Origin of the sequence: Streptomyces sp. NPDC002044, from assembly GCF_040296725.1 — a bacterium.
GTDB lineage: Bacteria > Actinomycetota > Actinomycetes > Streptomycetales > Streptomycetaceae > Streptomyces > Streptomyces antarcticus.
This window is the reverse complement of record NZ_JBEOXU010000326.1, coordinates 1-1295: the sequence shown is the minus strand read 5'-3', so window position 1 is coordinate 1295 and position 1295 is coordinate 1. Positions and strand designations below refer to the sequence as shown.

The 1295-nt window shown below is 74.1% G+C and carries 2 protein-coding genes; one reads left to right on the top strand and one right to left on the bottom strand.

Features of this window, described 5'->3' with window-relative positions; translation table 11 throughout:
* Positions 1 to 96: 96 nt before the first annotated feature.
* Positions 97 to 300, bottom strand: a complete 204-nt coding sequence (locus tag ABT106_RS31975) for a cold-shock protein (RefSeq protein WP_267719484.1) — start codon at positions 298 to 300, stop codon at positions 97 to 99.
* A 343-nt stretch (positions 301 to 643) separates the two neighbouring features.
* On the opposite strand from ABT106_RS31975, the gene ABT106_RS31970 reads away from it, so the two are divergent.
* Positions 644 to 1225 carry a 2'-5' RNA ligase family protein gene (locus tag ABT106_RS31970; protein WP_351284573.1) on the top strand — a complete coding sequence of 194 codons (582 nt, stop codon included), beginning with the start codon at positions 644 to 646 and terminating at the stop codon, positions 1223 to 1225.
* The last annotated feature ends 70 nt before the right edge of the window (positions 1226 to 1295 follow it).

The following is a 1295-nucleotide window of genomic DNA, read 5'->3' as shown; positions in this document are numbered from 1 at the left end:
AACGCCACCGGTCCCACGGCCGCCGTGGCCGCGGCGCACAGGAGTACCGCCACGGCCGCGCTCGCCAGCCGGGCCCGCCGTCACGACAGGGGGAGCTCAGGCGCGGATGATGTTCTCCGCCTGCGGGCCCTTCTGGCCCTGCGTGATGTCGAACGACACCGTTTCGCCCTCGGTCAGTTCGCGGTATCCGTTGCCGGAGATGTTGGAGTAGTGGGCGAAGACGTCCGGTCCGCCCCCGTCCTGGGCGATGAAGCCGAAGCCCTTTTCGGAGTTGAACCACTTCACGGTGCCACTGGCCATGCTCGCCCCTCTGATCATTCAGCGGGCTGCCCGGGACCGGGCCGCCGCGGACGCGCCCGCCTCACGGGCCGCCCGACCCCAGTCCTCCCCGTGGATGACACCAACTACACCCGCATGGACCGGTCTTGTGGGATTCTCCGGCCCCGGACCGAACAGATCCACCCCATCCGGCAGGAACCCGGCGCGCGGCGCGGAGGCCCGGACCGCACGCCGCCGGCCCGCGCGTGCGGGAAGCGGCGCACCCGCCGGTCCGCCGGTGCGGACCGCTCCGGGCCCGTACGCTCGGTACGGTCCGCACGACGGCCGCACCACCGTCCCCCTCCACGCGCACACCGGGCAGGCGATGAGCTCTCAGACGTTTCAGGCAGGACAGACGGGCCTCATCGTGCGGGTCCCGGAGGCCGAACCCGCCGTCCGCGCGTGGCGCGAACGGCTCGACCCCTCGGCGCACGACGGCGTACCGGCCCATGTCACGGTCCTCTTCCCCTTCCTCGACGAGAGCCGGCTCGACGCGGACGTGATCACCGCCCTGACCGGGATCATGGCCGGCCACCGCGCCTTCGACCTGTGCTTCCGCACGTGCGGACGGCTCCCCGAGGTCCTGTACCTGGTGCCCGAACCGGCCGCCCCGCTGCGGGCGCTCACGGAGGCCGTCGCCGCCCGCTGGCCCGAGGCCCCGCCGTACGGAGGCCGGTTCACCGAGATCATCCCGCACCTGACCATCGCCCAGGGGCAGGAGGAGGCCGCCGCGGACGAGATCGAAGCCGGCCTCCTCGGCCGGCTGCCCATCGCCTCCCGCGTCTCCTCGGTCGTACTGATGGCCCACGACGGAACGGCGTGGCGGGAGCGTGCGGTCTTCCCCCTCGGCCGACGGGACGCGGCTCCCCCCGGACGGCCGGGATCCGTACCGGCGCGGACCACCTGAGACCGGCGGCTCCGCCGCGCCGGCCCCGGAACGCGCGGGAGGGGCGGCCGGAGCTCGTGAAGCTCCGGCC

Excerpts from the sequence above, each read along its gene's own strand:
- ABT106_RS31970 (WP_351284573.1), top strand. The coding sequence starts at position 644 with ATGAGCTCTCAGACGTTTCAGGCAGGACAGACGGGCCTCATCGTGCGG.
- ABT106_RS31975 (WP_267719484.1), bottom strand. The coding sequence starts at position 300 with ATGGCCAGTGGCACCGTGAAGTGGTTCAACTCCGAAAAGGGCTTCGGC.